Source organism: Mycobacterium sp. EPa45 (assembly GCF_001021385.1).
In the GTDB taxonomy this organism is placed as follows: Bacteria; Actinomycetota; Actinomycetes; order Mycobacteriales; family Mycobacteriaceae; genus Mycobacterium.
In genome coordinates, this window is the sequence record NZ_CP011773.1 from 1,918,203 (window position 1) to 1,939,903 (window position 21,701).

Annotated in this window: 26 protein-coding genes and 1 tRNA gene; 13 read left to right on the forward strand and 14 right to left on the reverse strand. The window is 64.6% G+C overall.

Annotation, left to right across the window (positions count from 1 at the left end; genetic code table 11):
* Nucleotides 1–136: 136 nt before the first annotated feature.
* The 4 genes from AB431_RS09090 to AB431_RS09105 form a co-directional block, all read right to left on the reverse strand.
* Nucleotides 137–589, reverse strand: a complete 453-nt coding sequence (locus AB431_RS09090; protein ID WP_047329656.1) for a response regulator — start codon at nt 587–589, stop codon at nt 137–139.
* Nucleotides 586–2,181, reverse strand: a complete 1,596-nt coding sequence (locus AB431_RS09095) for a CHASE3 domain-containing protein (RefSeq protein ID WP_047329657.1) — start codon at nt 2,179–2,181, stop codon at nt 586–588. Before AB431_RS09095 ends, AB431_RS09090 begins: the two co-directional genes overlap by 4 nt.
* Nucleotides 2,178–3,389 carry a PP2C family protein-serine/threonine phosphatase gene (locus tag AB431_RS09100; RefSeq protein WP_082135610.1) on the reverse strand — a complete coding sequence of 404 codons (1,212 nt, stop codon included), beginning with the start codon at nt 3,387–3,389 and terminating at the stop codon, nt 2,178–2,180. The genes AB431_RS09095 and AB431_RS09100 overlap by 4 nt, the downstream gene beginning before the upstream one ends.
* A gap of 119 nt (nt 3,390–3,508) precedes the next feature.
* Nucleotides 3,509–4,015 (reverse strand): hypothetical protein, encoded by a 507-nt coding sequence (locus AB431_RS09105; RefSeq protein WP_235435863.1) that lies wholly within the window; start codon nt 4,013–4,015, stop codon nt 3,509–3,511.
* A 48-nt stretch (nt 4,016–4,063) separates the two neighbouring features.
* On the opposite strand from AB431_RS09105, the gene AB431_RS09110 reads away from it, so the two are divergent.
* Nucleotides 4,064–4,411 (forward strand): hypothetical protein, encoded by a 348-nt coding sequence (locus tag AB431_RS09110; RefSeq protein WP_047329658.1) that lies wholly within the window; start codon nt 4,064–4,066, stop codon nt 4,409–4,411.
* Between the two features lie 7 nt (nt 4,412–4,418).
* Here the strand turns inward: AB431_RS09110 and AB431_RS09115 are convergent, their stop codons facing one another.
* Complete coding sequence (locus AB431_RS09115; protein ID WP_047329659.1) at nt 4,419–4,610, reverse strand: hypothetical protein; 192 nt, start codon at nt 4,608–4,610, stop codon at nt 4,419–4,421.
* Between the two features lie 32 nt (nt 4,611–4,642).
* On the opposite strand from AB431_RS09115, the gene AB431_RS09120 reads away from it, so the two are divergent.
* The 3 genes from AB431_RS09120 to AB431_RS09130 are packed head-to-tail and all read left to right on the forward strand — an operon-like array spanning nt 4,643 to nt 6,288.
* Nucleotides 4,643–5,500 carry an LLM class F420-dependent oxidoreductase gene (locus AB431_RS09120; protein ID WP_047329660.1) on the forward strand — a complete coding sequence of 286 codons (858 nt, stop codon included), beginning with the start codon at nt 4,643–4,645 and terminating at the stop codon, nt 5,498–5,500.
* A gap of 9 nt (nt 5,501–5,509) precedes the next feature.
* Nucleotides 5,510–5,944: a hypothetical protein gene (locus AB431_RS09125; RefSeq protein WP_047329661.1), complete on the forward strand. Its 435-nt coding sequence runs from the start codon at nt 5,510–5,512 to the stop codon at nt 5,942–5,944.
* Between the two features lie 11 nt (nt 5,945–5,955).
* Complete coding sequence (locus tag AB431_RS09130) at nt 5,956–6,288, forward strand: cupin domain-containing protein (protein WP_047329662.1); 333 nt, start codon at nt 5,956–5,958, stop codon at nt 6,286–6,288.
* Nucleotides 6,289–6,292: 4 nt separating this feature from the next.
* On the opposite strand, the gene AB431_RS09135 is transcribed toward AB431_RS09130, so the two are convergent.
* The 3 genes from AB431_RS09135 to crcB (AB431_RS09145) are packed head-to-tail and all read right to left on the reverse strand — an operon-like array spanning nt 6,293 to nt 8,111.
* On the reverse strand, nt 6,293–7,354 hold the full coding sequence (locus AB431_RS09135) for a DUF190 domain-containing protein (protein ID WP_047329663.1): 1,062 nt from the start codon (nt 7,352–7,354) through the stop codon (nt 6,293–6,295).
* Complete coding sequence (gene crcB / locus AB431_RS09140; protein ID WP_047329664.1) at nt 7,351–7,716, reverse strand: fluoride efflux transporter CrcB; 366 nt, start codon at nt 7,714–7,716, stop codon at nt 7,351–7,353. The genes AB431_RS09135 and crcB (AB431_RS09140) overlap by 4 nt, the downstream gene beginning before the upstream one ends.
* On the reverse strand, nt 7,713–8,111 hold the full coding sequence (gene crcB, locus AB431_RS09145) for a fluoride efflux transporter CrcB (RefSeq protein ID WP_047329665.1): 399 nt from the start codon (nt 8,109–8,111) through the stop codon (nt 7,713–7,715). The genes crcB (AB431_RS09140) and crcB (AB431_RS09145) overlap by 4 nt, the downstream gene beginning before the upstream one ends.
* Nucleotides 8,112–8,179: 68 nt before the next feature.
* Between crcB (AB431_RS09145) and pgm the strand changes: the two genes are divergently transcribed.
* The 7 genes from pgm to AB431_RS30370 all read left to right on the forward strand — a co-directional run bounded on the left by pgm (nt 8,180) and on the right by AB431_RS30370 (nt 14,411).
* On the forward strand, nt 8,180–9,814 hold the full coding sequence (gene pgm / locus AB431_RS09150) for a phosphoglucomutase (alpha-D-glucose-1,6-bisphosphate-dependent) (RefSeq protein WP_047329666.1): 1,635 nt from the start codon (nt 8,180–8,182) through the stop codon (nt 9,812–9,814).
* A 422-nt stretch (nt 9,815–10,236) separates the two neighbouring features.
* Nucleotides 10,237–11,499, forward strand: a complete 1,263-nt coding sequence (locus AB431_RS09155; protein WP_047329667.1) for an MFS transporter — start codon at nt 10,237–10,239, stop codon at nt 11,497–11,499.
* A gap of 52 nt (nt 11,500–11,551) precedes the next feature.
* A tRNA-Ala gene (locus AB431_RS09160) sits at nt 11,552–11,627 on the forward strand.
* A 497-nt stretch (nt 11,628–12,124) separates the two neighbouring features.
* Nucleotides 12,125–13,123, forward strand: coding sequence for an ABC-three component system protein (locus AB431_RS09165; RefSeq protein ID WP_051659898.1), 999 nt, complete (start codon nt 12,125–12,127; stop codon nt 13,121–13,123).
* Entirely contained in the window at nt 13,116–13,667 is a 552-nt protein-coding gene (locus AB431_RS09170; RefSeq protein ID WP_051659897.1) for an ABC-three component system middle component 2, read from the forward strand. Before AB431_RS09165 ends, AB431_RS09170 begins: the two co-directional genes overlap by 8 nt.
* Nucleotides 13,651–14,037: an ATP-binding protein gene (locus AB431_RS31535; protein ID WP_036339737.1), complete on the forward strand. Its 387-nt coding sequence runs from the start codon at nt 13,651–13,653 to the stop codon at nt 14,035–14,037. Before AB431_RS09170 ends, AB431_RS31535 begins: the two co-directional genes overlap by 17 nt.
* Nucleotides 13,941–14,411, forward strand: coding sequence for a hypothetical protein (locus AB431_RS30370; protein WP_125477408.1), 471 nt, complete (start codon nt 13,941–13,943; stop codon nt 14,409–14,411). Before AB431_RS31535 ends, AB431_RS30370 begins: the two co-directional genes overlap by 97 nt.
* A 128-nt stretch (nt 14,412–14,539) precedes the next feature.
* On the opposite strand, the gene AB431_RS09185 is transcribed toward AB431_RS30370, so the two are convergent.
* The 5 genes from AB431_RS09185 to AB431_RS09205 form a co-directional block, all read right to left on the reverse strand.
* On the reverse strand, nt 14,540–15,805 hold the full coding sequence (locus AB431_RS09185) for a site-specific integrase (protein WP_036345900.1): 1,266 nt from the start codon (nt 15,803–15,805) through the stop codon (nt 14,540–14,542).
* Nucleotides 15,805–16,065 (reverse strand): excisionase family DNA-binding protein, encoded by a 261-nt coding sequence (locus AB431_RS31540; RefSeq protein WP_081844992.1) that lies wholly within the window; start codon nt 16,063–16,065, stop codon nt 15,805–15,807. Before AB431_RS31540 ends, AB431_RS09185 begins: the two co-directional genes overlap by 1 nt.
* An 82-nt stretch (nt 16,066–16,147) precedes the next feature.
* Nucleotides 16,148–17,614: a replication initiator gene (locus AB431_RS31545; protein WP_036345898.1), complete on the reverse strand. Its 1,467-nt coding sequence runs from the start codon at nt 17,612–17,614 to the stop codon at nt 16,148–16,150.
* Between the two features lie 11 nt (nt 17,615–17,625).
* Nucleotides 17,626–18,777: an FtsK/SpoIIIE domain-containing protein gene (locus AB431_RS09200; RefSeq protein WP_235435864.1), complete on the reverse strand. Its 1,152-nt coding sequence runs from the start codon at nt 18,775–18,777 to the stop codon at nt 17,626–17,628.
* A gap of 387 nt (nt 18,778–19,164) precedes the next feature.
* A complete protein-coding gene (locus AB431_RS09205) occupies nt 19,165–19,548 on the reverse strand; it encodes a hypothetical protein (RefSeq protein ID WP_036339731.1) in 384 nt (127 codons plus the stop codon).
* A 243-nt stretch (nt 19,549–19,791) separates the two neighbouring features.
* Here AB431_RS09205 and AB431_RS09210 point away from each other — a divergent pair, with 243 nt between their 5' ends.
* Together AB431_RS09210 and AB431_RS09215 are read left to right on the forward strand one after the other, a co-directional pair.
* Nucleotides 19,792–20,511 (forward strand): helix-turn-helix domain-containing protein, encoded by a 720-nt coding sequence (locus tag AB431_RS09210; protein ID WP_047329669.1) that lies wholly within the window; start codon nt 19,792–19,794, stop codon nt 20,509–20,511.
* 20 nt (nt 20,512–20,531) lie between these two features.
* Nucleotides 20,532–21,002 (forward strand): NUDIX hydrolase, encoded by a 471-nt coding sequence (locus AB431_RS09215; protein ID WP_036339726.1) that lies wholly within the window; start codon nt 20,532–20,534, stop codon nt 21,000–21,002.
* Between the two features lie 16 nt (nt 21,003–21,018).
* Here AB431_RS09215 and AB431_RS09220 read toward each other — a convergent pair whose 3' ends face one another.
* Nucleotides 21,019–21,561, reverse strand: coding sequence for an HD domain-containing protein (locus AB431_RS09220; protein ID WP_036339723.1), 543 nt, complete (start codon nt 21,559–21,561; stop codon nt 21,019–21,021).
* Nucleotides 21,562–21,701: the final 140 nt, after the last annotated feature.

Sequence of the window (21,701 nt, forward strand, 5' to 3'; positions counted from 1 at the left end):
CTCCTCAATGGGGGCTAATTCCTACCCCCAAAGAGTTAGCAGCACGTCCGACGCCCTTGTCAGGGCTTAAGTGTCAGCTCGGCGACGCGAGCGCACACGGTCAGCAAGCTCCAAGGCCATTTGCTGACTCGGGGTGTCACTGGTTCTGGGTGCCACCTGGCAGTCGAACCACCTGGACGAAGAACTCGTCGATCTGGCGGACGGCACTCATGAACTGGTCCAGGTCGACCGGCTTGGTGACATAGGCGTTGGCGTGCAGCTTGTAGCTGCGCAGGATGTCCTCTTCGGCCGATGAGGTGGTGAGCACCACCACCGGGATGGTGCTCAGGTCATCGTCGGACTTGATCTTCTCGAGCAGTTGGCGACCGTCGTATTTGGGCAGGTTCAGGTCGAGCAGGATGAGGTCGGGCCGCGGGGCGTCGGCGAACCGTCCACGCCGGTAGAGGTAGTCCAAGCCTTCTTCGCCGTCGTGCACGACGTGCAGGGTGTTCTTGAGCTTGTTGTGCTCGAACGCCTCTCGTGTGATCAGTTCGTCTCCGGGGTCGTCCTCGATGAGCAGGACGTCGATCGCACGACTGCTGTCGGTCATGAAGCTGTTCCTTCCAATTGCGGCTCGTGCTCGTGTTCGGGCGTGGTCGGGGCGGGCAGGGTGAAGCGGAAGCGGGTCCCGCCGTCGTAGGTGGTGTCGATCCAGATGGTGCCGCCATGGTGTTCGACGATCTTCTTGACCAGGGCCAGGCCGATTCCAGTGCCTGCGTAGGCGTCTCGGCCGTGCAACCGCTGGAAGATCACGAATACTTTGTCGACGAATTCGTCGGCGATGCCGATCCCGTTGTCGGCGAACGTGAACATCCACTGTCCGTCGTACTCATCGGTGCCTGTTTCGCTTGTGATCATGATGCGGGGAGGCGCGTCATCACGGCGGAACTTCACCGCGTTGCTGACCAGGTTCTGCCACAGCATCGTCAACAGGGTCGGGTCACCCAGCACCTCGGGCAACGGCCCCGACCGGGTGATCTCGGCGCCGGTCTCCTCAATCGCCGTGGCCACGTTGGAGATAGCCGCATCGAGCACCGTGTCGAGATTGACCCTCACCTGGGTGGAGTGAAGCCGGCCGACGCGGGAGAACGTCAGTAGGTCGTTGATCAGGACCTGCATTCGCTTCGCACCGTCGACGGCGAAATCGATGTATTGCTGGCCGCGTTCGTCGAGCTGGTCGCCGTAGCGCTTCTCCAGCAATTGGCAGAACGATGCCACCTTGCGCAGCGGCTCCTGGAGATCGTGGGACGCGACATAGGCGAACTGCTCGAGCTCGGCGTTGGAGCGGCGCAGCTCATCAGCTTGTTCGTCCAGCTGTGCCCGCGCTTCACTGGAAGCTTCCAACTCCTCGACGATGCGGCGACGCATGTCGTCGACGTCAGCGGCGATCGAACGAATATCCTTCGGGCCCTGGGGAACGATCCGTTCGCCGAAGTTGCCCTTGGTGATTCGCCGGCAGGCCGACGCCAGCGCGTCCATGGGCCGGGTGACCGCGTTGCGAATGAGGATCGCGATCGCGAACCCGGTGACGAGGAAGGTGGCGATCACGACGGCCAACGCCCGGTCGCGCCAGGTCCTGGCGGTCTCGAGTTGTTTCAGCGCGTCGGTACGCGCAGTCGAAAGGTGCTGGTTCTGGGTCTCGAAAAGCGCTCTCAGGGAGTCGAATTGCGCCTTGCCGGCCTCTGCATTCGCCTTCGTCACGACACTGGGCGACCCTGGCGTGACGGTCGCGATCATGGGGTCCGCGTAGCCGGTGCGCCACGCTGCCGCCGACTTTTCGATCGCATCGAGATCGGCGAGGAGCTCGGGACGACCAGCGAGGTGGCGTCGAATAGCCTGCGCCGCAGTCTGTTCCGCATTCTGGCCGTCGTAGTACGGCGCCAGGAACTGCGCGTCGGCGGCGATGAGGTACCCGCGCACGGCGGTCTCCTGATCGCGCAGTGCAGCCTGAAGCTGGTAAGCGGCCACACGGGCGGGCTGGATGCCATTGACCAGCTGCTGACTCGTCGCGTCGGTCCGGTTCAGCAGCACCGCCGCGAGCAACGCGCCGCCGAGCACCACGACGCCGACCGCCAACAGCACGACGTTGAGCCAGCCCCGCACCGTCATTCCGGACAGCCGAGTACCCGCTACCTCTTTCATCGACGGGTCCGCTCCACGCGCAGAACCGCGATGTCGTCGGTGATCCCGCCGTGCGAGGCGGCCAGCGCCTCAACCCCTTCGATGAGGGCCTTCACGAACTCCGGCCCGGGCAGGTCCGCGATCGAGCGTGCCAGTTCCAGTAAGCCTTCTTCGCCCAGTCGCTTCTCGCCGATACCGGAATGGCCCTCGAACAGGCCGTCGGTGAGCAGCACCAGACCGTGGCCGTCGGGTAGCTCCAACTCGCTGAGCGGCCATTGTTGTGCACCCAGCCCCAACGCCGGCCCGGCGGGCGGCTCGATCCACTCGACGGTGCCCGGGCCGTGCAGCAGCATGCCGGGGTGGCCGGCTCGGACAGCGGTGAAGCCAAGAGAGTTCGGCCACATCGCGACACTGAGCACCGTCGCGAAAATTCCGGTGCCCGCTCGCTCGGCACGGAGGACCTGCTCGAGGCGACGCATCCGATCATTGCCGCGTAGCCCGGCGAAGGTCAGCGCGCGCCAGCCGATCCGCAGAGCCGCTCCGAGGGCGGCCTCGTCAGGGCCGTGCCCGGCGACATCGCCGACCATCACGTGCACGGTGCCGTCGGGCGTTTGCACCATGTCGTAGAAGTCGCCACCCAGCAGCGCGTTCTCGCGGCTGGGCCGGTATTGCATGACGATCTCGACGCCCGGATCGTCACCGAGCAGCGGCATGGGCAACAGCGCCCGCTCAAGGCGAGCGTTCTCCTGGGCGCGCATCTGGCTGGTGTGCAGGTCGACGGCGGTGAGTTCGGTGCGCTTGCGTTCGATCGCGTACAGCACCGAACGGTGCAGGGTTTCGGGCTCGACATGACCTTTGACGAGGTAGTCCTGCGCGCCAGACGCCATCGCCGACATGCCGAAGTGTTCGTCATTGAGGCCAGTGAGCACGACGATCGGCAGGGTCGCGTCGATCTTGGCGACCCGGTCGACGGCGGAGATGCCGTTGGCATCGGGAAGATTGAGATCCAGCAGCACGCAATCAGGCCGGCGAACAGCAAGCTTGTCCTGGGCAATCGCCATCGATGCGGCCCACTCCACGCTGATGTCGGCGCCGGCCTCGGAGATCAACTCCTCGACCAGAAAGGCGTCACCTTGATCGTCCTCGATCAGCAGCAACGAAATCGGTCGCTTTGTGGCACCGGCGAAACCGGCAGGATTCAGCACCTGTGGGTCATACGGTGCGCGCATGAAAGATCAGATCCTTAGTTCAGATCGGCCGCGCTTTGACCTAGGTAATTTTTCAGACAACATGCCGACCCTACCGGCTGACCCCGTGAGTGCCCAAGCCGAGCGGGTCGCCGCGCAGGTCAGCGGCGTGCCGAGCCGCTCATCACCTGAGCGTCGGCGGCCTGCAGGAGGCAAATCACCGTGCTCGGGTAGGGGTTGTCCGCGGTTCGGTCCTGATCGGAGTCGATGAGATAGGTCGCGGTGTAGGTGCCTGCAGCCGGCGTGGCGCCGGTGTAGTGCGCAAGGCCGGCCGCGCATTCCCGCGTGGCGACGTCGTCGAGGGCGGCATTCACCGGGATCGGCGCACGCAGGTACGCCTCGGCGTGGTGGGGCCCGGCGCAGTCGACGACGCTGACCAATACCACCGCGGGATCTGAGGGCGGCGGCTCGGCCAGGCAGTCGCCGGGCTGCAAGTCCACCCACTTCACCGACCGGGGCTGGCGGGCGGGCGCGGCGGTCACCGTGGTGGTGCTGGGCGAGGTCGACGCGTTTGTCGTGGTCAGCGTCGGCGTGGTGTCGGCGCTTCCGCCGCAGCCCGCAGCGAACGCAATCGCCACACCAAACATGCCCCAAGCCGTGCTGCGCATCACCGTCTGTTTACCTCAGCCCCCGCTCCGGGTACATGCCTTCGCATCATGCCAATCACCAAAATGACTGCCAAGGTGGCGCTCGCGGCCGCAGCCGTTGCCACCACGTTGAGCGCGGGAGCCGGCCTGGCTCAAGCCGACCCGAAGGGTCCGCCCGGACCGCCGTGGGTGCCGAGCGGACCGGGTGTCAATGCCGGTGCGCCGGGCAACCCGCTGCCGCCGGGACAAGGCTATCTGCCTCCGCCGGGACATCGCGCGGACTATGACGACGTCGTACCTGTCTGGGCGCCGCCGGCGCCGCCACCGCCCCGGTGGGCGCCGTGGCTGCCGGTGGTCTGGAATGCGGACCTGCCGGCGTGGGGCGTCTGGTGGAACGGCGGGTTCATCCAGCTGTAGGCGTTCTTCAAAAACTGCTCTCGCGGCCCCGCACGAACTCCAGGAGTGCGGGGTCGCTTGAGCTGAACCGGTCGACTTCCTCCCCGCCGTCGCAGCGGTACAGGCCGACGGTGACCGAGTGAGCGTGCCGATCGATCACGACCCAATGCGCGCCGGCGTCCTCCCACCGCTGTAGCACCGCAACCGGGTCGTCGCTCATGACACCATCATGGCCCGTGCGATGATCGCCCCATGCGACTCGGGTTGCACGCCCTGGGTATCGGCGCCGGCGCGGAGCCCGCCGTGATCCGGGCGGTGGCAGTCGCGGCCGAGCACGTCGGTTTCGCCACCTTGTGGTCGGGCGAGCACGTGGTGATGGTCGACCAATCCGACTCGCCGTACCCGTACTCCGAGGACGGCAAGATCGCGGTGCCCGCCGATGCAGACTGGATCGACCCGATGATCGGGCTGGCGTTCGCCGCATCCGCCACGACGACGATCAGACTGGCCACCGGCGTCCTGCTGCTGCCCGAACACAATCCGGTGATCGTCGCCAAGCAGGCGGCCAGTATGGACAAGCTCAGCGGTGGCCGGTTCGCATTGGGCATCGGAATCGGTTGGTCGCGTGAGGAATTCGACGCCCTCGGAATTCCCTTCGAGCGGCGAGCCGCGCGAACCGCCGACTATGTTGCCGCGATGCGGACCATCTGGCGCGACGATATCGCCTCCTACGCAGGCGAATTCACCACCTTCGACGCAATTCGGGTCCACCCCAAGCCGGGGCAGCGCCGCATCCCGGTCCTGTGCGGAGGCAACAGTGATGCCGCACTGCGCCGGGTCGCGCGGTGGGGTGACGGCTGGTACGGCTTCAACCTCCGCGACGTCGATGACGTCGCGGCGAAGGTGGCGACGCTGCGGGGGTTCTGTGAGCAGGCGGGGCGCGATACGGCTGACCTGCAGCTGGCGGTCGCGCTACGCGAACCCCGACCGGCGGACGCGGGCCGTCTGGCAGAGTTGGGTGTGGACGAACTGGTTCTGGTTGCGTCGCCGCCGCAGGATCCGGCGGCGGCCGGGCAATGGGTGGCTGACCTGGCCACAGATTGGCAGTAAGGGGGCGCGGTGGACCACTGGACTGCGGTCGCAGTGGCGGCGGTGTTCATTTGGCTGGGTATGGTGCTGGCCATCTCCTTCCTGGAGGCGCCGCTGAAGTTTCGTGCTCCCGGCGTCACGATCCCGCTCGGGCTCGGTATCGGACGGCTTGTCTTCCGGGCTCTCAACATCTGTGAAGCCGTCCTGGCGGCGGTCATCGTCGTTGCACTGGTGGCTGGTAGCCCGAGCCCGGGCGTCATCGCGGCCGTGCTGGTGGCCGTCGCCGCGCTGTTGGCTCAAGTGATCGGGGTGCGCCCAGCGCTGACACGGCGCTCGGATGCAGTGTTGGCCGACGCCAGCCAGGCCGAGGCCGGACGGTCGCACGCCCATTACGTCTACGTCGTGTTCGAAGTCGTCAAGGTGGTGGCGCTGCTCTTCAGTGGCGTTCTGCTGCTCAACTTTTGATGGAGGATGTCATGGATTCGATCTCACTGATCCAGCTCGCCGACGACCAGCTGGCGGCGGCCCGCTCGTCTAACAGCGGCCGCGCCGCGCACACGGTGCACGGCGGCCACGACCACCAGCTGCGGCAGACGCTGATCGCCCTGGCGAGCGGGCATGAACTCAGCGAGCACCACACGCCGGGGGAGACCACACTGCAGGTGTTGCGCGGCCACGTACGACTGGCCACCGAGGATGACGCGTGGGAGGGCCACACGGGTGATCTGCTGATGGTCCCGCGCGCCCGCCACGGCCTGCAGGCCATCGACGACTCGGTGATCCTGCTGACGGTGCTGGCCGACAGCTGATCGGTCAGTACCGGTAGTCGGCCAGATCGGTTGCGCCCTGCCGGACGTCGCCGTCGAGCAAGAGCAGGGCGGGCACCATCTCAGAGGTCACCAGGCCGTGCCGGCCGGTCACGTCGTCGATGAGGTCGAAGCACTGGGCGATGACCTCCGGAGTGTCAACGACGATTGTCGTCACCGGCACCTGGCGGCCGTATTGAATCAGCTTGTCGCCGTGCGGTTTATGGTCGCCGTGAAAGCCCCAGATGCCGCGCAGCACGGTGGCGCCGCCGGCGGTCTGGGACTCCCACAGGCGCCGCACCAGCGCCCGGTGGACAGGCACCCTGTCGTGGTGGGTGGCGGCGTCGGTGTAGATCGTCAGCTTCTGGCGCAGTTCCCGGCCGTGGGCGTCGATGGCCGGCAGTGCGGGCGGGCGGGCCAGCAGCCGGCCGTCGCGCTTGCAGACCTGAACGCGCTCGACCGTCACCAGCGGCTCACTCATCAGTGACTGGAGTTCGGGCAGGGCGCGCCGCGCTTGTTCGGCGGAGCCGATCGCGACGATCATGATCGGCACATCGGAGTTGCCGCTGAAGAATCGGGCGCGGCGCCGCTGACCATTCGCGGTGCCGTCGACGCCGAGGTACACCGTTGCACCGGCGAAGTGATGGCGGTGCAACAGATCGCACACCGCGTAGAAGGCGGCCGCCCCGTTGACTCGGCGCCGGCGTCCGACGTAGACGGTGAGCTTGACCGCGTCGTCACCCTCGGGTAGCGCACCGGTATAGCGCCGGGCCCGCTCCAGGGTGATCAGTCCGCGGGTGGTGATGCCGACGACGTCGTCGATCAGTCCGCCAATCGTCTCGGCGGTGTCGATGGCGGCGATGGCGACCGGCGGATCCTCAGACAGCGTCAGCGACTCATCGCTGCGGATGACATGTCGCGGTCCGAAACTCGCGATACCGCGCAGCATGATGCTGTCGGCCACACCGCGTTCTGCGTAGAGGTCCAGCATCGCCTCGGCAAGGAAGCGGGAGCCGTCGCGCTGGCGTTCTCCGAAGAAGGTGGTCAGTTTCAGGTAGGTGTCGTTCACAGCAGGCTCGCGATCCACTGGCCGAGCATCGCCGCACCGACGCCCAGGACAACGCTGACGACGAGATTGGCGACGGCGGGCCAGATCTGGCGCTCCTCGGTCAGCCGCTGCGTTTCCAGCATCCAGGTCGAGAACGTGGTGTATGCCCCGACGAAGGCGGTGCCGGTCAGCAGTGCGGCGTGGTGGCTCAACGTCAGGCCGCTGACGAAGCCGAGCAGTACCGCACCACTGATGTTGACCGCGAGGGTGCCGAATGGGAATGACCGCGCCGCCCGGCGGGCCACCGCGCGATCGACCATGAACCGGGCCACCGACCCCAACCCACCGATGAGCATGACCCCGGCCCAGATCGCGACGGTCATGCGCGGATCCTGACCCGGCGTACCAGAGCCGTCGCGATGTATACCGCCAGCAGGCCGGCGGCGATGCTGACCACGGTGTAGCCGGCCGCCAACCCGTAATGGTGGTGTTCGATCATCTTCAAGGTCTCGACCTGCATGGTGGAGAACGTCGTCAGCCCCCCGCAGAGGCCGGTGCCCAACAGCGGGCGGCGGTAGCTCGACAGTGGTAAGCGTTCGAGCAGTCGGGTGGTGAAATAACCCAGTAAGAAGGCACCCACGACGTTGACGCCGAACGTCGCCCACGGCCAGCGTGCGGGGTCATCTACGAACACCGTCGCCAGGGCCGCGCGCGCGAGAGTCCCCACCGCGCCGCCGACGAACACGGCCGCCAATTCCCGGTTGTCATGGCCGAACATGGGCAACCCCCTTAACCGTGGATGAATCCGCGAGCAAGTATCGCTCCTAGGAAGGCAGAATTGGCGTCATGGCGGCTAACCCCCGCGCCGGTAAGCCGGCGCTCCCCGAAGACCTCGTCGATCTGCCCCATCTGGTCACCGCGTACTACACGGTGAAACCCGACCCCGACAACATCGACCAGCAGGTGGCGTTCGGCACATCGGGGCATCGCGGCTCCAGCCTGGACGGTGCGTTCAACGAGGCGCACATTCTGGCCACCACACAGGCGATTGTGGAATACCGAGCTGCGCAGGGCACCACCGGGCCGCTGTTCATCGGCCGCGATACCCACGGCCTGTCTGAGCCCGCCTGGGTGTCGGCGCTCGAGGTGCTTGCTGCCAATGATGTTGTGGCCATGATTGATTCGGCCGACCGCTTCACCCCAACGCCGGCGGTCAGCCACGCCATCTTGACGTTCAACCGGGGCCAGCCCGCCAGGCTGGCTGATGGGATCGTCGTCACCCCCTCGCACAACCCGCCGCGTGATGGTGGGTTCAAGTACAACCCGCCCAACGGCGGTCCGGCCGACACGGATGCCACCGGCGCGATTGCCAAGCGCGCTAACGAGATTCTGCGCAGCGGGCTCAAGGGCGTTAAGCGGGTGCCACTGGCGCGCGCGTTGCAGAGCACCCAACGTCATGATTACCTCGACGCCTACGTGTCGGATCTGCCCAACGTCGTCGACATCCACGCGATCCGTGCGGAGAAGATCCGCATCGGGGCCGACCCGTTGGGTGGGGCCAGTGTCGACTATTGGGGGGCCATCGCCGAGCGACACGACCTTGATCTCACCGTGGTCAACCCGCTGGTCGACGCGACCTGGCGGTTCATGACGCTGGACACCGACGGCAAGATCCGGATGGACTGCAGCTCGCCCAACGCGATGGCCTCGCTGATCGCCAACCGGGAGTCCTATCAGATCGCCACCGGCAACGACGCCGACTCCGACCGGCACGGCGTCGTCACCCCCGACGCCGGGTTGATGAACCCCAACCACTATCTGGCTGTGGCGATCGACTACCTGTACTCGCACCGGCCGGACTGGCCGGCCAGCGTGGCCGTCGGCAAGACCGCCGTCAGTTCGTCGATCATCGACAGGGTGGTGGCCGGATTAGGCCGCAAGCTCATCGAGGTGCCGGTGGGCTTCAAGTGGTTCGTCGACGGGTTGATCAGCGGCACAATCGGTTTCGGCGGTGAAGAATCGGCCGGCGCGTCGTTCCTGCGCCGCGATGGGTCGGTGTGGACCACCGACAAGGACGGCATCATCCTGGCTCTGCTGGCCTCGGAGATCCAGGCGGTCACCGGGTCGTCGCCGTCGCAGCGCTACGACGAGCTGGCCGCCAAGTACGGGGCGCCGGTCTATGCCCGCGTCGACGCCCCGGCCAACCGGGAGCAGAAGGCTCGACTGGGCAAGCTGTCCCCGGAGCAGGTCACCGCGACCGAGCTGGCCGGTGAGCCGATCACCGCGAAGCTGACCACCGCCCCGGGCAACGGCGCTCCGCTGGGTGGGCTGAAGGTGACCACCGCCGACGGCTGGTTCGCCGCACGGCCGTCGGGCACCGAGGACGTCTACAAGATCTACGCCGAGTCGTTCAAGGGACCCGAGCATCTGGCGGAGGTGCAGGAAGCTGCCCGCGAGGTGGTGAACGCGGTCATCTCGTAGGTAGCCCGCATTTGGGGCACCGACGCCTCGGTGGTCACATCGGCCGGTCGACCTCGGCCAGGAGCTTGCGGAATTGCTGCAAAGGTGTTGGAAGAGAACACTTTACGCGTCAATGCTTGTGCTGTATAGGCGGATCTGGGCGACGGTATCGGCAACTGATGAGCGGATGGCTCATAAATGAGTATTCGCCTCATTCTTCGGCAGGTACTGGCACAACCGGGATTCGACACGTTAGATCGTCATTACGGCATTCGAGAGCGACCCCCCATCTCTCGGCTGTCGGGTGCCCGCCCTGGACTGCTCTCGATCCCCCCTGCGGTCCAGGACGGGCGCTTTGCGTTCGGCTGGCGACGGGCCTGTCTGCTGACCACGTGCTACCAGGTCACCCGCAGCGTTTCGGCCCGTCCTAATACAGTCATCTCGTGAGTTCTGTCGCGGAGGGTGACTGTCCCTCGGAAGCCGAAGCCAAGCTTCCGCGGGAAGTCTGGGTTCTGATCGCCGCCAACGCGGTGATCGCCCTGGGGTACGGCGTGGTGGCGCCGGTGCTGCCGCAGTTCGCCCGCAACTTCGGCGTGAGTATCAGCGCGGCGACGTTCGTGATCACCGCCTTCGCGTTGATGCGGCTGTGCTTCGCCCCGGCATCGGGCATGTTGGTGCAGCGGCTGGGGGAGCGCCGCATCTACGTCAGCGGTTTGCTGATCGTGGCGTTGTCGACCGGCGCGTGTGCGTTCGCCCATACCTATTGGCAGCTCTTGGTGTTCCGGGCGCTCGGCGGGATCGGTTCGACGATGTTCTTCGTCTCCGCGCTCGGGCTGATGATCCGGATCAGCCCGCACAACGCCCGCGGCCGGGTGGCGGGGATGTTCTCCAGTGCGTTCCTGGTCGGGTCGGTGGCCGGTCCGCTGTTGGGCAGCCTGACTGCCGGGCTGGGCCTGGCCGCGCCCTTCCTCATTTACGGGGCGGCGCTCCTCATCGCTGCCGCGGTGGTGTTCATCAACCTGCGGCACTCGCACCTGGCGGCGCCCGCGCCGGCCGACGAACTGACCGTCACCCTGCGGGTGGCGCTTCGGCATCGGGCATACCGGGCCGCGCTGCTGTCGAACTTCGCCACCGGTTGGTCGGCGTTCGGGCTGCGGGTCGCGCTGGTGCCGTTGTTCATCACCGAGGCTCTGCACCGCGGGCCCGGGGTCGCGGGTGCGGCCCTGGCCACGTTCGCGGCCGGCAATGTGGCGGCGGTGATCCCTTCGGGTCGCCTGTCTGACCGGACCGGGCGGCGACCGCTGCTGATCAGCGGGTTGGGCTTGTCCGGGTTGACGACGGCGGTGGTCGGGGCTGCGACGTCGTTGCCGGTGTTCCTGGTCGGTGCGTTCATCGCCGGGGCGGCCACCGGGGTGTTCACCGCGCCGCAGCAGGCCGCGGTGGCCGACATCATCGGCAAGGCGCGCGGCGGGACGGCCGTCGCGACGTTCCAGATGATGTCGGACCTGGGGTCGATCGCGGGATCGCTGGGGGTGGGGGAGATCGCCCAGCACCTGTCGTTCGAGTGGGCGTTCGCGATCAGCGGAGCCATCCTGGTGTTGGCATCGATCGGGTGGCTGCTGGCGCCGGAAACGCGGGATGCGCCGCCGTTGGAGCACACACCGCCGCGGCCGCTCGGCCCGGAGGCCGCTGGTGAGCTGCCCTGACCAGCGATTTTGAGGCAGGCCCGCCAGTGGTGTAATTTCGGTGGGCACACCTGGGGCTATGGCGCAGTTGGTAGCGCACCACACTGGCAGTGTGGGGGTCAGGGGTTCGAATCCCCTTAGCTCCACCAGGCAAAACAGCACTCGATTGAGTGCTCAGAAGGTCGTTTGACGACAGTTCTGACGACAGTTCGGTTCATCTCAGCCGTGAGCAGGAGCGCATCGCCCCCTTCTCATCAGCTCCCGGATGGCCGCCACGGCGCTGTCGGTCAACACAGTCCGCCCCTGCGGCGTGACGGCCCCTGCGGTGTGGCGGGGTGATGGCCATGCCATTGGTCCCAACCAACCAGCGGCGGTCAGCGTCCCCGCTCCGATCGTCGAATTTCCGTCACGCTGCAGCATGATGCCTGCTCGCGAACCGTGAGCCTCCCGGCCGGGGCATGTCGTGTCTCGGCTGGCGATCCTACGACTTGTCGTATCCTGACCGCCGGGAGGCAAGAGTCGGTTGAACGCAGCTCAGAGCGGAGATAGCCAGGCTCCTGGGGGTCCCTCTAGTGGTCTTCGCGACATACCAGAACCCCTACATGGAGAGACTGGTGTCGCGCTGTCCGGGCCACCAATATCGCCCATGGCACGCATTTCCCTGTACGACGACGTCCAATGGGAACTATTCATCCTTGAATGGGTGCATGCCCTGAGATCCGGCTACGTTCAGGTCAAGCGGTTCGGTGGAGCCGGTGACAGGGGCGCGGACATTGCGGCGTTCAAGACTGCAAACGGCCTAGAAGGTGCTTGGGACTGTTTCCAGTGCAAGCACTATGCAGAACCTCTCGCCCTAGGAGACATACTTCCCGAGATTCTGAAGATCTTCGTGGCAACTGTTGTCGGAGAGTGCGTTCTGCCGGACAGCTACCAGATCTTGGCTCCCCGCGGTTGCAGTACAAACTGCGGTCGGATGCTCAGCAGCCCGCAGAAGTTGAGGAAAAAGTTCCTCGACCACTTGGCCGACGACGACAGCACCCTCGCGAGGGGCCTTGAGTCGGACCTCGTCTCTTCGGTTCAGGAACTGGCGTCGGTCACGGATTTCTCGATGTTCCGATCCGTCGAGCTGACTGATGTGCTTGAACTGCATAAGACAACTTGTTGGTACAGCGACCGATTCGCCACAGCGCTTCAGCCGCGACCCGCTCATGTGCCAGCTCCCGGTGACTTGGCGACACACGAACGGAGATACGTACAACAACTGGTTGATGTTTACGCCGAAGCACACCCCGAGGAAAGCCTCCAACCCGAATCAGTGGCATCAAATCCCAGAGTGGGCGAACGCTTTCGCCGCCACCGCGAGAACTTCTACAAGGCGGAGGCGCTACGAGTGTACGCGCGGGATTCAGTGCCGCCGGGGACTTTTGAGCGATTGCAGGATGACATTCATTCGGGTGTTATCGATGTAGTCGAGGACCACCACGCCACGGGCCTGAGACGTTTGACGAGTGTGCTTTCGCTAGTTGGACAGCTGGATCTGAGTCGGCATCGTCTGATTTCGGTGGTCGAGATCGATGATCGACAGGGCATGTGCCACCAGCTGGCGAACGTCGATCGGATTCAATGGATGTCGCGCAATGAATGACTACGACAATCGGGCACCGAACGGTCCAGCGGGCGACCGTCGGAGGCCGCAAAGCATCAATGAATCGCCGCTGAACGGCCCTTTGGAGGTCGGCATCCGCGTGTTGATGATCTTGACCCAGGCCTTCCCAGCTGAACTCGACCTGAATCAGCTTGTCCTGCTTGATCACTTCGTGCTCCACAGCAGGGACGTCGGTGGCCCTGAAAGTCTGCATCCGGCTCTGCCGATCCGTGCAGGCGAGATTGCGGCCAAGCGTGAATCTATCGAGGCAGGAATTGGTCTTCTGCTGAGGCTGCATCTCGCCGAGATTGCGGTTGGAATGAACGGGGTGCGGTTTCTTGCCGGCGACGGCGCCCTGCACTTCGTGGGAGTCTTGGGCTCGTCGTACTCACATCGCTTGCGCGATCGTGTCGGATGGGTGTTGGGAAGTTTTCCCGATCTGGACGAAGCGAATCTGCGACGGCAGACAAAGGCGATATTCGATTCCTGGTCCGAAGAATTTCACTGGCCCGATACGGACGGGAACAATGGCAAACCGCATTAGCCTGACGCATCTGACTTTCGTGGGGCCCGGCAAGGCTCCAGCGACGGTTGATTTCGGGCCACGAACGACTGTCATCCATGGTCCCTCTGACACAGGGAAGTCGTTCATTGTCGACGCCATTGACTTCATGCTTCGTGGTTCCACTCTTCGGGAGATTCCGCAGCGCGCGGGCTACAGCACAGTCCTATTGGGAATTCGGACGCCGACTGGTGAAGACGTCACGCTCACCAGGGGGGTCGAGGGCGGCAGTTTTGGCTTGCTGGAGGGAGTACTGTGCGGCGCTTCTCTAAAGCGATCGGTGAGAGGCTTTCCGCGTGGCAGGTCCCTGATGGTGATGAGGTCCGTTATGACCGGGATGAGCAGGATCTGATAGCGGGCGATCAATTACGCTCTGCTCACGGTAAAGGCGTTCGCGCAATCCTCCACTCCGCCTTCACCATTGGCCTTGCTCAGTATTGCTTTGAAAATGATCTTCCACACCCTGGATTTGTCGTTCTGGATTCACCATTGGTGACCTATCGCCCACCGAAGCCTGGCGAAGCCGTCGATCGTGAGGTTCTCGACATCGGCATTGCTGCGCGGTTCTACGACGACATTCAGCAGTCGGTTGGTGGGCAGGTCATCATCATGGAGAACATGGATCCACCATCTGGACTCCGGAAGGAGTCAACCGACGTATTTTTCACAGGCGTTGCGGGGGAAGGCCGATTCGGCTTTTTTCCGTCTCAGCCGTTGCCGTCGTAACCAGAGACCTTTGATATTTCGACAACGGCAACGTCATCGTCGGCTTGCGGCACTCGATCGCGCGTCGTTGCGGTCGACTTGTACGGACTCGAAGCTGAACGTATCCGCTGAATTCCATCAGGCGAACGCTACCCGGTTTCGTCGCCGAGGCTGTTGGAGGCGAACAGTGAGCCCATCGAGTCCAAAGCATCCCGTTGAACGGCTTCGATGACCTCGACATAGGTTCCCGTCGTCACCGTGATTGAGCTGTGGCGCAGAATCTTCTGAACCGTCGCCGGCTGAACTCCCATTGTGAAGAGCAGGGTGGCGCACGAGTGTCGGAGGTCGTGGACGCGAAGTTGCGGCACCTCCGCCTTCGCGCACAGGCTGTGGAACATTCGGTTGACGTTGCGCGGCTCCAACGCGCCGCCCTTAGGGGTCGTGAAAACCAGTCCCGTGTCGCGCCACGTTGATCCGGCGGCCAGGCGCTCCTCCAGCTGGCGCCGGCGGTGGTTAGTCAGAATCGGCACAAGCGTCCGAGGTACTGGCAGAACTGCGACGGATCCTTCAGTTTTGACGTTCTCAAGCTTCAGCTGGCCGTCCACGCGGTGCAACGCTCGCCTGATTGTAATCCGCTCAGCGTCTAGATCGACGTCGGACCATTGCAGCCCGAGCGCCTCACCACGACGGAGTCCCATCGACAGCGCGACTGCCCACAGTGCATAAAGTCGCGTCGTCTCAGCGGTCTTGAGAAAGCGCATCGCCTCAGCCCGCGTGAAAGAGCGCACCTTCCGGTCATCGGTCACGCGCAACTGAACGAGTCGGGCGACGTTGCGGCTTAACATCTCTTCGTCGACCGCATCCTGCAGAGCAGCCCGCAAAACGCGCAGAATGTGGCGAATCGAGCTGGCAGACAACGCGTCGTTGCAGCACTTGGCAGGCACGAGAGCGCAGCACCGTGCCTGCGACTTGCGCCCTCGCGCTGCGTCCTTCCCTTGGGCGCAGCATTGGCATCGGGTCTGCAATCCGGTCAGCCATGCGCGAATATGCGAGGCCTGCAGTGACTTCAGCTTCCGATTGCCAATTCCCGGGATGATGTGCAGGCGCACGTCGCCCTCATAGGTCGCATACGTCGTGCGCCGAACGCTAGGCTCCGCAATGTGCTCTAGCCAGTAGGTCATGTACTCAGCGACCGTCAACGTCGTTGTTGCAGTGGGTATGCCGCGTCGCTGTTGATCGAGAACCTTGCCGAGTTCGTCCAAGGCGGCACGCTCACTATCGCCGTAGACGCTGATGCGCTTCCGTCGTCCGTCCGGCGTGTCGACGAAGACTTTCGCCTCCCAGCGCCCATCACCTCGTCGGTACACGCCGCCCTGGCCGTTCGCGTTGCGACGTGCTTTCCCACCTGCAGCCATCACGCGGCTCCTTCAATCAAGCCGGATAGGTAGTCGTCGAAAGACTGCCGCACGATCCGCCGGCACCTACCGATCTGTACCGATCTGACACGTCCGTCCCAGATCAGCCGGTACACCATCCATCGACTGACTGCGAGACGATCCGCCGCGGCCTGCACGGTGATCAGCTCAGCACTGAATTCAGTATGCATCCGTTTTCCTCTCCGTGTGGAAGTAATTCGGAATGCCGGCGTACGGCTTGTGGGGGTGAAGTAACACATACGGGTTGTGCTGCGGGCGAGGCAATTTCAGCTATTCGCAGGGTCCCGGGACCGGTCTTCTCGCGATCGAATACGGGCGTAGTCATGTCGACCAGTCTGGTGGCGAGGATTGATCGTGCGTCCAGCGATTCGCACGGACGATGTGGCGATGTTCGATCATTCGGTGCGCCGCAGACACGACCAAAGTGCGTTCACCGAGATTGCCCAGCCCGGCTCGATCGAATGTCCATTCCACTTCTTCTTCGGCACCGTGAAGCGCCCGATCATGTTCGTCGGTCGCGAGGTCTGAGCGGTGGCGTTGCTCCCGAGTCCACTCAGCTCGATGCTCGCGCAGCGCACTCATCGTGGTGGAGAACAGCCGGGATTTGGTGGTGATATGCCCACGAAAGCCGAGAGTGTGCAGCCAGCGGTCTATCTCCGAGTAGGCGCCATGATCGGCTAGATCGAGAATTGTGGTCAGAATCGCCCGGATATGTGTGGGGACGTCTAAATCGGGAACGGCGAGCGGTGACATCCGTCGGACCCCAACGCCGAAGTCGGCGACGGATTTGGTCACGTACTTGGCCAGGTAGGCCGGGACCGACCGACGCGACTGGCGAGGTGTTGCCCCGCCGCAGTCACTACTGTCCGACCGCAATGGCCGCGCATCCGTCTGAGTGCCGAACTGTATTACACGGCTACTGATTTCAGCGCCGTGTGCTGGGGCGGCGACAGTGAGTGCGACGCCGCTTGCGGCCTGATGGATTAGGAGGGCCAGGTCGGTGGCTGTGATTGAGGACTTGGGTGGTGTTGGGGCTTGGCCCGGCTGTGGCGGCTCGTCGAGGCGGATTACGGCGTGGAAGTGCGGGATCGCCCGACGTTGCATCTCGGTCACCTTCACGAAATTGATTCGGGCAGCGGTGGGGGATTCGCCGAGCGCGCGTAAGCGTCTACGCAACAGCCGGCGCAGGGCGATGGTGAAGCGCCGCCACAGTTCAGGGGCATGCCAGGCGAACAGGACATGCCCCATGTAGTCGTAACAGTCCTCGCAGAGCGGCTGACCGACATGAGCATCGCCCTCGTGGTGGATGGAGCTGCACCACAGGGGTCTCCCGTGCTGGCAACGTTGGTGGGCATTCCGGCCCCGGTCGTGGCACCGCCGAGCCTGGCCTCGCTGGCCGTCATCGCGTGTGGTGTGCACGGCCCCGAAACTGGGCGCGGTCAGCGTGACGAACACCTGAGGGTGTTCGGCGACTGTGGGCGGCAGATCGTGATGGCCACCGTGCACGCCGGCGTGTACGAGTTGCCAGGTATCGCGGGCATAGAGATCAGAGCAGGACGGGCAGGCGACAGCGCGTCGGTTGTTGCATCGGGTCCACACCCGAAGCTCGCGACCGAAGCTGTCGGTTCCTGTCAGACGGATCGGATTCGCACAGAACCCAGCATTCTCCGCTTTATTCCACCAGGTCTCGAAGTCGCGGGAGGCGGCGCGACGCACCATCTGCGCCACCACGCCGATGGTGTCGGTACCGGCCGGAAGGCCTGGCAGTGTCGAAACCGCAATGCCCAGCGCAGCAGTGGTCACGACTGGCGACCTTCAGTCTCGGCGGTCCGAGGATGCGCTCTTGTGGGGGCAAAGCGAGCGACGAGATCATCAATGGCGGAATCGGTGACGTGGAAGGCCCGAACTCGCAACGGTTCAGCGTTGCCGTCAGTGCAGACGTAACCGACACCGGGAGTACCGGTGGAGATTCCATCACACAAGGCGCCGGCTTCTCGGGCGGCGGCTCCGAGCACCATCGCGGTCTGGGTGGCTTCACTCATGCGCAGCCCGACCCGGATGGAGAAGAGCTGCCGGATGGGCAAAACATCTTTAGACGGGTCCTGTACCGCGGCGACCACCGAGATACCGACTGCGCGGCCCTGGGACAGCAGCAGCCCCAGCAGCTGCTCAACCTCGGCGCGTGTTCTGCGGTCCCCGAGATAGGCAGTCAGCGAGGCGATTTCGTCGATAATCAATACAATCAGTGGTGCGGAGACACTCGGAGTGTGAAGCCGAGTCTTCCCCCGCAGCCGTTGCGCACGTTTCTGCATCACCGCGACAACCGCCCGCAGCGCAGCGAGTGTCTGTTCACCGTTGTCATGGGCGAGCGAGGTGAACAACACTTGTCCGCGCCCGAACTCCATCCCTCCCTTGGGATCTACGACGACGAGGCGTGCGCAGCCCGCCCGCACGGCGGGGCCGACGGCGGCAATGATTGACCAAAGCACCGAGCCCTTGCCCGAGCCGGTCGCGCCTGCGACCAAGATGTGCTGTCCCAGTAGCGGTAGGCGCCAACGCTCACCGGCCTCGGTGAGCCCCACCCACAGGCGGGACAGGTCCGGTGTGGTGCCCCTGGCCGGACGAGGAAGTTGGATGGGTGTCGTCAGCGGATCGCCGTGATGGGCGGTGATGCGGATCGAGCCCGGTCGGGTCGAGCGAATGGTCACCCGCTGGGCGCTCAGCGCTTCGGCTAACGCGTCACCTCGGGATTGCCAGTCGGCCAACGACTGGCCCGTGAGGATGCGTACCTCGAGAACGTCGCTCGTGACACCGATCGTCACCGAACGCAGAATCGGCACCATGACGTGACCGTCGAGACCGGCGGTCAGGCCACACAGCGTGCAGACCGTGGCCCATCGGCCTCGATAGATACCCCATGTGCGCCACTGGACCCGCAGACGTACCGTCACCCACTGACGGAACGTTTGGGGGGATAACAGAAACCAGCTGAACAATGCGAGAGCCGACCAGATCGCCGCCAAGAGGCCGACCAAGGGACCGCAAGTGACGGCCATCCAGACGCTTGTGATGGCCGGAATGCTGATCATCGGAAACAACACCGACGCCCATACCAGCGCAGCAGTCGCTTTGCCAAGCGCCGTGGCTGCACGGAGGGCAATGTCATCGGAGTCCGAGTGGTTCGGAAGAGAGCGGTTGGAGCGGTGAGCTCGTGGGTGGCCAGGCATGGCAGACCTTCCGGCAGGCTTGCGGGATCGGGGTAAGGAGAGGCTTCGGCCGAGCGGGCGCAGCACCACCGTCTCTTGGTGTTGCGGTGCTGCGCCCACTCGACGAAAGGGTCAGGCGGCCGGCTTGCTCGTGCCGCCGGGTACGCCGCTCGGTGACGCATTCCGAGGTGCGGCAACGACTCCCGCCAGTGGTGCACCTGAAGCGCGGATCGCTTCAGCGCGGAACGCGACTCCGCTGCGACTGTCCTGGCTCCACGGCAGGGCAACCAAGCCCTCGATGTGGATCGGCTGCCCGACCGTCACATTCGGGTCGCCGGCAACCGTCACGGTGATGACGTCGCCGCCCGTGGAGTCCAGCGCCATCACCTGGACCTGCCACAGCGGCAGACCCGTCTCGCGATCCAGCTTCGGCTGGCCGGTGTCAAACGCGATCCGCTGTTCGGGTGCCCGCGTGCACACAAATGACACACCGCCGGTGTTAATACGTAGTTTCATTCCAACTGTCCTTCCTGCTGTTTTCTCGCGACCGCTCGGCCGCGACCACCAGTTCAGGCGGACAACTCGGACATTCCCAGGGCATCAGTTAGACAAAGCGGACAGACGCCTGGACAACGCGGACACTCGGACGACAATCGCGCGCCAACTTTTGTGCTTTGGGCGTCGCTAACGCTGGCACCGCGCTCCTAGCATGAGCAGATCGAGAAGCTACCTGTTCCTAACCACGCACTGACGACGCGAATGAGTGAAAAGGGTTTCAGCGAAGCCAGACTCGCAACAGCCGCCGGTGTCGACGTCAAGACGGTGGGCCGCTGGGTCAGGGGTGAATCACTGCCCCAGGCGGTCAACGCGCGCGCCACCGCCGACGCACTGGGCTGTGATCCGCAGACGCTGTGGCCAGACATCTTTCCCACCCTGCGCCCACCTGGTACCGGCACGGTCGCGGTCAGTGTGTACCGAAGCCGCGCGGACGTCCCTGTCGCCGTGTGGACCCAACTGTTCGGCGGCGCCGCCGAGCAGATCGACATCCTGGTCTACGGGGGCACCTTCCTCTTCGACGGCATTCCCAGGTTCTGCTCAACGCTCGCAGTCGCGGCCGAACGCGGAGTCGCCATTCGCTTCATCGTGGGTGATCCCGATTGCGCTGCGGTAAGCCAACGCGGGGAAGAGGAGACGATTGGCTCAGTTCTAGCAGCTCGCTGCCAGATCACACTCGCACGATTGGCTTCACTCGCCGACGCCCCAGGCTTGGAGGTGCGCACACACGCCACACCGCTGTACACGTCGATGTTCCGCGCGGACAACACCCTGATTGCCAACCCGCACCTATACGGTGCTCCCGCCAGCGACAATCCCGTCCTCTTTATTCGACGTGACGACGCGCCCGAGCTGTGGCGCGATCACCAACTCTCTTTCGAACGGGTGTGGAACACCGCCCAACCATTACCCACGCACGCCTGACCTGCCGATTGGAGAACCGTATGGCCCGGACCGACTACTACAACGATCCCCACGCGCCAGCCGCAAACAGTGTGGTGCCCTCCACTACCGCCGTCGTCACCGATTCACATGATCGCATCGTGCTAATTCGCCGCCGCGACAATAACCTTTGGGCATTGCCGGGTGGCGCAATGGAATTGGGCGAATCCATCGTCGACGCGGCGGTTCGTGAAGTGAAAGAGGAAACCGGTCTCGACGTCGAGATCAGCGGACTCATCGGCGTCTACACCAATCCTCGCCACGTTATGGCCTACGCCGACGGTGAAGTCCGTCAACAGTTCTCGCTGTGCTTCACCACCCGGCTGCTCGGTGGACAGTTGCGAGTCGACTCGGAAAGCACCGACATCGCCTGGACGTCACCAGGCGAACTTGCATCTTTGGACGTCCACCCCTCGATGCGGCTGCGCATTCAGCACTACCTTCAACGCCGCGACAGCCCATACCTCGGGTAGCCCGGCAAGGTCGTCTCTAGCCGGCGGAGGCACTAACTCGTGCTGCCGCCGCCAACAGGCTCGGCGCCGCCCGCTCGATCGCACGATGCACAGGATCCCCATCGGGGTAACGCGACAGGATCTCCGTGACTCGATCTTCAGCTCGCACAGGCGAGCCCTGCGGGCCAGTGGTCAAGTCCGCGCACGTCAGCACGTCTAGTAACAACGACGGAGGTGCCGTGAACTCGGCCAGCGCGTCTAAGAGGCCGCGCTCCCGCGCCTCGAACACCGCGCCCGTGTGATAGGCCACCAGCGAGACCACCACTGCGGGAAAGCCCTCGTCGCGGACGAACACTGCGCCGTCGACGGGGTGGAAACCAGTCGATCGAACTGACGGCGCATAGCCAACATCGTGAAGCCACGCGGCAGCCACCACCGCGTCGGCATCCATGGCGCCCAAGCCGACGACCAATCGCTCCGCCGTCGCCGCGACTCCGCAGACATGGGCCCACCGATGCGGCAGATCGGCCAGTCGCTCCTCGGCGATCGCCCGTGCACGTGCCGCGTCCGTCACCACGATGCAAGTCTACGAATGTGCCCGACACAGCACCGACGCGATTTGGGCGAAAGATCCACGCCGCGGCGGCTCCCGTCCGCTGGCGCTCCCGTCCGCCACCACGGACCGAAAAATGCCTATCGGATCGAGGCTGTGAGAACTTT

Coding starts and splice junctions, on each gene's coding strand:
- AB431_RS09100 (WP_082135610.1), bottom strand. CDS start 3,389: ATGCGCGCACCGTATGACCCACAGGTGCTGAATCCTGCCGGTTTCGCC.
- AB431_RS31535 (WP_036339737.1), top strand. CDS start 13,651: ATGGCAAACCGCATTAGCCTGACGCATCTGACTTTCGTGGGGCCCGGC.
- AB431_RS09210 (WP_047329669.1), top strand. CDS start 19,792: ATGAGTGAAAAGGGTTTCAGCGAAGCCAGACTCGCAACAGCCGCCGGT.
- AB431_RS09130 (WP_047329662.1), top strand. CDS start 5,956: ATGGATTCGATCTCACTGATCCAGCTCGCCGACGACCAGCTGGCGGCG.
- AB431_RS09185 (WP_036345900.1), bottom strand. CDS start 15,805: ATGGCTGCAGGTGGGAAAGCACGTCGCAACGCGAACGGCCAGGGCGGC.
- AB431_RS09115 (WP_047329659.1), bottom strand. CDS start 4,610: ATGAGCGACGACCCGGTTGCGGTGCTACAGCGGTGGGAGGACGCCGGC.
- crcB (WP_047329664.1), bottom strand. CDS start 7,716: ATGACCGTCGCGATCTGGGCCGGGGTCATGCTCATCGGTGGGTTGGGG.
- crcB (WP_047329665.1), bottom strand. CDS start 8,111: ATGTTCGGCCATGACAACCGGGAATTGGCGGCCGTGTTCGTCGGCGGC.
- AB431_RS09105 (WP_235435863.1), bottom strand. CDS start 4,015: ATGCGCAGCACGGCTTGGGGCATGTTTGGTGTGGCGATTGCGTTCGCT.
- AB431_RS09165 (WP_051659898.1), top strand. CDS start 12,125: ATGGCACGCATTTCCCTGTACGACGACGTCCAATGGGAACTATTCATC.
- AB431_RS09110 (WP_047329658.1), top strand. CDS start 4,064: ATGCCAATCACCAAAATGACTGCCAAGGTGGCGCTCGCGGCCGCAGCC.
- pgm (WP_047329666.1), top strand. CDS start 8,180: ATGGCGGCTAACCCCCGCGCCGGTAAGCCGGCGCTCCCCGAAGACCTC.
- AB431_RS09215 (WP_036339726.1), top strand. CDS start 20,532: ATGGCCCGGACCGACTACTACAACGATCCCCACGCGCCAGCCGCAAAC.
- AB431_RS09120 (WP_047329660.1), top strand. CDS start 4,643: ATGCGACTCGGGTTGCACGCCCTGGGTATCGGCGCCGGCGCGGAGCCC.
- AB431_RS09090 (WP_047329656.1), bottom strand. CDS start 589: ATGACCGACAGCAGTCGTGCGATCGACGTCCTGCTCATCGAGGACGAC.
- AB431_RS31540 (WP_081844992.1), bottom strand. CDS start 16,065: ATGTGTTACTTCACCCCCACAAGCCGTACGCCGGCATTCCGAATTACT.
- AB431_RS09205 (WP_036339731.1), bottom strand. CDS start 19,548: ATGAAACTACGTATTAACACCGGCGGTGTGTCATTTGTGTGCACGCGG.
- AB431_RS09095 (WP_047329657.1), bottom strand. CDS start 2,181: ATGAAAGAGGTAGCGGGTACTCGGCTGTCCGGAATGACGGTGCGGGGC.
- AB431_RS09170 (WP_051659897.1), top strand. CDS start 13,116: ATGAATGACTACGACAATCGGGCACCGAACGGTCCAGCGGGCGACCGT.